Below are 7,058 nucleotides of genomic sequence, written 5' to 3' on the forward strand. Positions count from 1 at the left end.
TTTCAGGAATATTCTTTAACTCGAAATGCCATAATTTGCTTTCGGGTTGCGGCATGAAATGATTTTCAGTAGTATAGAATGTAATTGCAATGTATTTGAAAAGAGGGTAACCAATGAATAAACCATCCATTTATGGATTAACATTAGATCAACTTACATCGTGGCTTACGGAGCGGGGGCATAAAAGGTTCCGCGCCGAACAAGTATGGGACTGGCTATATAAAAAAAGGGTCACGCACTTTTCCGATATGACAAATGTCAATAAACAGTGCATCGAGTTGTTGGAAGAGCATTTTGTTATTCACACGCTAAAGCAAAAGGTGAAGCAAGAATCTGCGGACGGAACGATTAAATTTTTATTTCAGTTGCAAGACGGCAATCTGATTGAGACGGTTTTAATGCGGCATAAATACGGCTTGTCTGTATGTGTCACGACACAGGTCGGCTGCAACATCGGATGTACGTTTTGCGCGAGCGGTCTATTAAAGAAAAGTCGCGACCTGTCGAGCGGCGAAATAGTAGAACAAATTATGAACGTCCAACATCATTTGGATCATGCAGGACAAGGTGAAAGAGTGAGCCACGTCGTTGTCATGGGAATTGGCGAGCCGTTTGATAACTTCGAAAACCTGATCGATTTCATCCAGGTCATTAAGGATCAGAAGGGGCTGGCAATCGGTGCCCGGCATATTACCGTCTCCACAAGCGGAATTGTGCCGAAAATTTATGAATTTGCCGATTTGAAATTGCAAGTGAACCTCGCGATTTCCCTGCATGCGCCAACCAATGAACTTCGAACAGAAATTATGAAAATCAATCGCGCATATCCGATTGAAAAACTAATGGAAGCGGCTGATTATTATATTGAAAAAACAAACCGGAGAATTACATTCGAATATATTTTGTTGAAAGACGTAAATGACCATAAGGAAGAAGCCCTTCAATTGGCGGAGCTCCTTAAAGACAAGCGGCACCTTGCCTATGTAAACTTAATTCCATATAATCCGGTAGATGAACATAGCCAATATCAACGATCGGAAAAAGAAAGTGTCCTTGCTTTTTATGACACATTAAAGAAAAACGGCATCAATTGTGTTATTCGCCAGGAACACGGAACGGATATTGATGCCGCATGCGGCCAGTTAAGAAGTAAGCAAATAAAAAAAGACAAAGCCATTTAAGTTGAAGAAGCGCATCTCTTTTGATGCGCTTTTCTTGTTGACTTATTTCCAGTCATAGGGGGCGAATTTGGTCTTTAGGATCAGTCTCAAGAACAATTTTTACGTCACAGAGGAGGTCACTGAAAAAGTCCAAGAAATTTTCAAAAATGCTTTTTCCTAAAAAATACATCCCCACTTTGGTAAGCGAAATGCATTGTAAACACGATGCTATCCCCCACTTCCTAAGTGAAAAATACTGTTTTTTTGGGTTTTGGTTTTTCGAAAATTTTAGTTTTTTATTAAAAGGAACTTTTTCAGTGGCTTCGTCACAGAGCGCAATTTTGTCCGATAGAACCAATCTAAAAGCCAATTTTCGCATCACAGTGTCTAATTTTGTCCAATTAGAACCAGCTTATAGATTTTCTCCTGTTGCAAGGCTCGATTTTATCCCACCTAATTACAACAATGTAATCCTGCGTTATGTTATACTATTCTGAAAAAGGGGGAGATCCGATGGAAGAAAACATCGTAAAAGCGATTCAAGATGAGTATCCAGATGATTTTGCATGGTGCTACGGGTGCGGCCGGTTGAATGAAAAGGGGCATCATATTCGGACGGGCTGGCAAGGGGAACATACGGTTACGATCTATACACCGGAGCCGGAACATACAGCGTTGCCTGGTTTTGTTTACGGTGGAGTGATTGCTTCATTAATCGACTGCCACGGAACGGGTTCGGCTGCTCTGGCTCTGCATCGGAAAAACGGGCATGAACCAGGAGATGGGGCCGAACCACCTCGGTTTGTAACCGCTTCCTTAAAGGTAGATTTTTTAAAACCGACTCCACATGGCGTACCATTAAAAGCGGTTGGGACGGTGGAGGAAATCCACCCGAAAAAGTGGAAAGTAGATGTGGAAGTTGTTGCTAATGGCACGGTTTGCGCACGCGGAGAAGTGGTAGCTGTAGTGATGCCGGGCACATTTTTGAAAAAAGACTGACATGTTTTGTGGAAAGACGCATTAAGGGATGAATGCTCTGATGGAAAAAAATCCATTTGACGGATGCCTGTTTGTTCATTATCATCAAAATAGAAAAGTGAATGCCCGTGCTTAAATGGGAGAGGTTCATAGCTGAAACCCTCTATAAAAAACTATGGATACATGACGATTCGCCATGTCCATACTGGACGTGGCTTTATATGTTTTTTATCCTTTTTAGTTAAGATAGATGGCTGGCGGAACTCTCTTGTTTTAAGATGCGGCGCATGACAAGGGGGTTTTTTTATGTCTGGCAGAAGCCATGAAGAAGGTCTGAAGGACTTGACGTTGCTTGGTAATAAACAAACTCAATATTCGTTCAAATACGCTCCTGAGGTGTTGGAGGCAGTTGATAATCTACATGCAGACCGGGATTATTTCGTAAAATTTAATTGTCCGGAGTTTACCAGTTTATGCCCGTTAACGAATCAGCCGGATTTTGCGACGATCTACATTTCCTACATTCCGGATAAAAAAATCGTGGAGAGCAAATCCCTTAAGTTATATCTCTTCAGTTTTAGGAACCATGGGGATTTTCATGAAGACTGTGTCAACATCATCATGAATGATTTAATCAAGTTGCTTGATCCGAGATATATTGAAGTTTGGGGGAAATTTACACCGCGCGGGGGGATTTCCATCGACCCATGGTGCAATTACGGGAAACCGGGCACCAAATATGAAGAGATGGCGAATTTCCGTTTAATGAACCACGACCTTTATCCTGAGAAAGTCGATAACCGATAAGAAAGAGCGGCAGGCCTTTTGCACTGAAGCAAAAGGCCTGTAATTTTTAGTTATGGACCTGGATCGGTGGACGATCATTTGATCAAAGCGCCGTAAGATACAGCTGTATGCGCAATTAGCTCACTTCTATTCTAATATTGGGTTGTTCGCTCTCCCTGGATGAGCCGCGGATCGAAACAGATGGTGTAGAACCACCCAGTCGAAAGTAGGCTAAGGAACAAATTGAACCACAACTTTGTTAAGAAGTAATTAGCGAATAGATGGTAAATCGCATGAGGGCTATTTCGATTGAGTCGAATAGCCCTCATGCCTTTATAAGGAATCGATTATGCTCCCCTGACATCGTGAGAAGTGCTGCTCAAACAGGATTGTAAAATGTTGATATTCGCAATCTCGTTTTTGCGAATCATTGCCTTGTAATGCGGTAGAAGGCGATCAAGAGGTGATGCATTGATTTCACCACAAATATCAACTCCGTGGACATGTTTATGTGTTTGTATGTCATCTAGAAAATGAATTAAAGTACGCAGTTCCATATTTCCGTGATCCCAATTGGTTATCGCGTCTCTTTGAATGAGTACATCTTTGTCAATGCTTATATAAACGGCTTCTGTCGGAATGGTAGAAAGTATGAGTTTTGAAGAATAAACTTGTTGGGACTTGCCTGGAAAAATGACAACATTTGAAATGGTTGAAGGGATGCTGGCAGCGTGTGAAGCCCCAATAATAACAACTTGTTTCAGCATGGGAATGTATTCAAGGGCAAACGATACCCAGGAGCCACAGGAAAGCACACGCTTCTCCTTGTTTTTCGATAAGTCAAGGTCAAGATGATTATCGAATAAAACGAGCGTAAAAGGAGTACGTATTTCGTTTAATAGCGAGAATGTTACATAATGGTAATTGCCGCTTCCGATAAACGTAATCCCTCTGTTTTTTCTTTTACTTAAGTTTCGTTTAATTTCATTTAAAGAGTCGTGTTCGCAAAATAAATTGACGTGTTGTAAGTGGCGGAAGTCTATTTCTTCATGTGGATAAGATTGAAGTGTAGCTTGAGAATCATAAGTTTCATCGAAGTTTAAAACAGTTACACCTTTGTTCAATAACCCCATTTTAATCATCTCCCTATTTTATAAAACCTGGTTATTTTAAGGTATATGTCTCTTATTCTCTTATATGAAACTTCTAAAACTAACATATCATACACTTTAAAATAATGCATAAATCAAGATTTGCACTGGCGGGTATTGGAAAAATAGGTTGTAAGTGTCGATAAAACATTTTGTAAGCGTTTTCTAAAATGTTCTTGAAATTCTATATTATTTTGAATAGTATTATTTATAGATCGATCGTTGTTATCAGGAAAAAGAAGCGGTAAATTAAAAGAATATTATTTTAATAATACAAAGAAAATATGCGCTAAAGTTAGGAGCATGCAACATGAGTTCGAATAAACAAGAATTGGCTCGAGGATTGAAAGCAAGGCACATTATGATGATTGCATTAGGCGGGGCGATTGGCTCAGGGATTTTCAAAGGCAGCAGTTCATCGATTAATCTCGCCGGCCCTGGTGTTGTCATCTCCTATTTATTTGCAGGCTTTATTTTATATTTTGTCATGCAGGCACTTGCGGAGCTTGCCATTCGCAATCCGAAAGCAAAGACTCTCCGCGATTTAATCCAGGCCGTGTTGGGGCCATTCACCGGTTTTTTTGCCGGATGGTTTTACTGGATAACATGGGTGCTCGTAATGGCCGCAGAGATTGCGGCAGCATCAGCTTTTCTCCAATATTGGTTCCCAAATGTTCCACTCTGGTTGTTATCGTTGCTTATAACGATTGGTATTACGGTTTTAAATGTATTGGCTGTAAAAATATTTGGAGAAACAGAGTATTGGCTCTCTGCGATAAAAATCACCGTTCTAACGGTATTTATAATATTAGGCGGAGCGCTTTTGCTCATTGGTTTTGGGGATCACGAGGCTGTTGGTTTTAAGAATTTAACGGATCACGGGGGCTTCTTTCCGCTCGGAATTAAAGGAATAGCGGCATCTATGCTTGTCGTCATGTTCTCTTTTGGCGGTACTGAAATGATCGGGATGACATTGGGAGAAACAGAAAATCCGGAAAAAGTGATTCCGCGTGCAGCAAGAAATGTCATTTTCCGTGTATTAATCTTTTATGTATTGCCTCTTCTCATCATCGTTTCTTTAGTGCCGTGGAATAAGGTAGGAACAGAAGAGAGCCCGTTTGTTACGGTATTTCATACGGTAGGCATACCGTATGTCGGCGGAATTATGAACTTTGTTCTCTTAACGGCTGTTCTGTCCGCTGCAAATACAGGGATGTATGCGGCATCCCGCTTGCTTTACACACAGGCGTTAGACGGGCAAGCGCCGCGATTTTTCGCAAAACTATCGAGAAATAAAGTTCCGGTTCGGGCGCTGCTTGCCAGTACATCATTTCTCTATATTGGCGTAATCATTGCATTTTTTGCAAAAGGAAAAACATTTGATTACCTTATGGTTTTGCCGAGCTTCGGAGTGTTAGTGACATGGATTCTCTTAACGGCAGCCCATTTAAAAAGCCGGAAAAGAGGGGAAAAAGTTGAAGGCTTTCATGTGAAGAGCTTTCCATACACGTCCTGGATGGCATTGATTGCACTCTTAGCGACGTTTGTCGGCATTGTCTTCACCTCCCCTGTCATCGGCACGCTTTGTTCACTCATTGTAGCCCTTGTCATTATGGCAAGCTTCGCCCTCAGAAGAAAAAATGGATCATAAACGCGAAGGATGCTTCCTATTTGAAAATAGTGAGGCATCCTTTTTATATAATGAATAGACAAATGTTACCTTTATCGCTTACCCTTAACTATAGAATAAATGTCTATTTACCATAGGAAGGGATTTCAATGAAGAAAAGGATATGGCGAGTGTTGCTCATTTTTTTCGTGCTAATAGTTATAGCCGATATTGGGGCGAGTTTTTATTTTTACAATGTGGCGGTAAGCCGGTCGGATAAACGTTTTTTAAATGATGACCCCGGCCTAAATCACGTGCCGGCTGTAAAAGAAATAAATTGGCTGGAAGAGATGCCGCTTAAAGACGTTTCGATTGAATCTGATGATGGATTGAAGCTCCATGGGTATTATTTAAAGGCGAAATCGCCAACGAGGAAGACGGTGATTATTGCCCATGGCTATAATGGGGAAGCGAAAGAAATGGGGCCCTATGCCCAATTTTATTATGAAAAGCTGGGCTACAACGTGTTGTTGCCGGATGCACGGGGTCACGGCAGGAGCGAAGGGAATTATATCGGATTTGGCTGGAAAGAGCGAAAAGACTATGTGAAATGGATTCGTTACGTTATTCAAAAAGTAGGGGACGACTCAGAAATTGTCCTTCATGGGGTGTCTATGGGAGGGGCAACCGTATCGATGGCGAGCGGGGAGAACTTGCCTAAAAACGTGAAGGCGATTGTTTCGGATTGCGCTTATACATCAGTCGATGATGAGCTTTCCTATCAAATGAAGCGCATGTATCATCTGCCGCCTATTCCTTTAGTGCAGAGTACGAGCCTGCTTACGAAAATAAGGGCAGGATATTCGTTTGAAGAGGCTTCTGCATTAGAACAGGTTAAAAAATCACATACCCCAATGCTTTTCATCCACGGGGATGCAGATGTCTTTGTCCCGTTTAAAATGGTTTATGAGCTTTACAACGCTTGCGGCAGTGAAAAGGAATTGTATGTTGTCCACGGCGCGGGCCACGGTATGTCGCACAAAGTCGACCCGGTCGGATATGAGAAAAAGGTAACGAATTTCTTAAGCAAATATGTTCAATAAACGGACGTCGAGGCCGTCCCGGTTCCAATTAGCCGGGGCGGCCTCTTATTCTAGTATTCCTTCTAGAAAAATAGTTTTGATTTCAGTAATAGGACATTCTTATTTTAAGAACACCTGTGAAATGAGGAAAAACGATCACGAATCGTTACATCATTTAAAATGATTTCGTTCTCGGACAATAAGTGATCTTATTTAGACAATAAATCATCCGGTTTAGACAAGAAAATCTTACTTTTGGACAACATACTCATTTTATTGTCCGACACAGGCC

The 7,058-nt window shown here is 41.3% G+C and carries 6 protein-coding genes and 1 riboswitch; of the genes, 5 read left to right on the top strand and 1 reads right to left on the bottom strand.

Annotated elements, in window-relative coordinates:
* Positions 1 to 113 precede the first annotated feature (113 nt).
* The 3 genes from rlmN (at position 114) to queF (ending at position 2,945) form a co-directional block, all read left to right on the top strand.
* Positions 114 to 1,181 carry a 23S rRNA (adenine(2503)-C(2))-methyltransferase RlmN gene (gene rlmN / locus WD019_RS15995; RefSeq protein WP_026678890.1) on the top strand — a complete coding sequence of 356 codons (1,068 nt, stop codon included), beginning with the start codon at positions 114 to 116 and terminating at the stop codon, positions 1,179 to 1,181.
* A 492-nt stretch (positions 1,182 to 1,673) separates the two neighbouring features.
* Complete coding sequence (locus WD019_RS16000) at positions 1,674 to 2,159, top strand: PaaI family thioesterase (RefSeq protein ID WP_425712142.1); 486 nt, start codon at positions 1,674 to 1,676, stop codon at positions 2,157 to 2,159.
* 115 nt (positions 2,160 to 2,274) lie between these two features.
* A riboswitch (PreQ1 riboswitch) is annotated at positions 2,275 to 2,321 on the top strand.
* Positions 2,322 to 2,444: 123 nt separating this feature from the next.
* On the top strand, positions 2,445 to 2,945 hold the full coding sequence (gene queF, locus WD019_RS16005) for a preQ(1) synthase (RefSeq protein ID WP_026678887.1): 501 nt from the start codon (positions 2,445 to 2,447) through the stop codon (positions 2,943 to 2,945).
* Positions 2,946 to 3,271: 326 nt separating this feature from the next.
* Here the strand turns inward: queF and WD019_RS16010 are convergent, their stop codons facing one another.
* Positions 3,272 to 4,057 (bottom strand): arginase family protein, encoded by a 786-nt coding sequence (locus tag WD019_RS16010; RefSeq protein ID WP_026678886.1) that lies wholly within the window; start codon positions 4,055 to 4,057, stop codon positions 3,272 to 3,274.
* 328 nt (positions 4,058 to 4,385) lie between these two features.
* Between WD019_RS16010 and WD019_RS16015 the strand changes: the two genes are divergently transcribed.
* Together WD019_RS16015 and WD019_RS16020 are read left to right on the top strand one after the other, a co-directional pair.
* Positions 4,386 to 5,726 carry an amino acid permease gene (locus WD019_RS16015; RefSeq protein ID WP_425712143.1) on the top strand — a complete coding sequence of 447 codons (1,341 nt, stop codon included), beginning with the start codon at positions 4,386 to 4,388 and terminating at the stop codon, positions 5,724 to 5,726.
* 128 nt (positions 5,727 to 5,854) lie between these two features.
* Entirely contained in the window at positions 5,855 to 6,787 is a 933-nt protein-coding gene (locus WD019_RS16020; RefSeq protein WP_425712144.1) for an alpha/beta hydrolase, read from the top strand.
* Positions 6,788 to 7,058 lie beyond the last annotated feature (271 nt).

Source organism: Fictibacillus sp. Mic-4 (genome assembly GCF_049843615.1).
GTDB classification, from domain to species: domain Bacteria; phylum Bacillota; class Bacilli; order Bacillales; family Fictibacillaceae; genus Fictibacillus_A; species Fictibacillus_A gelatini.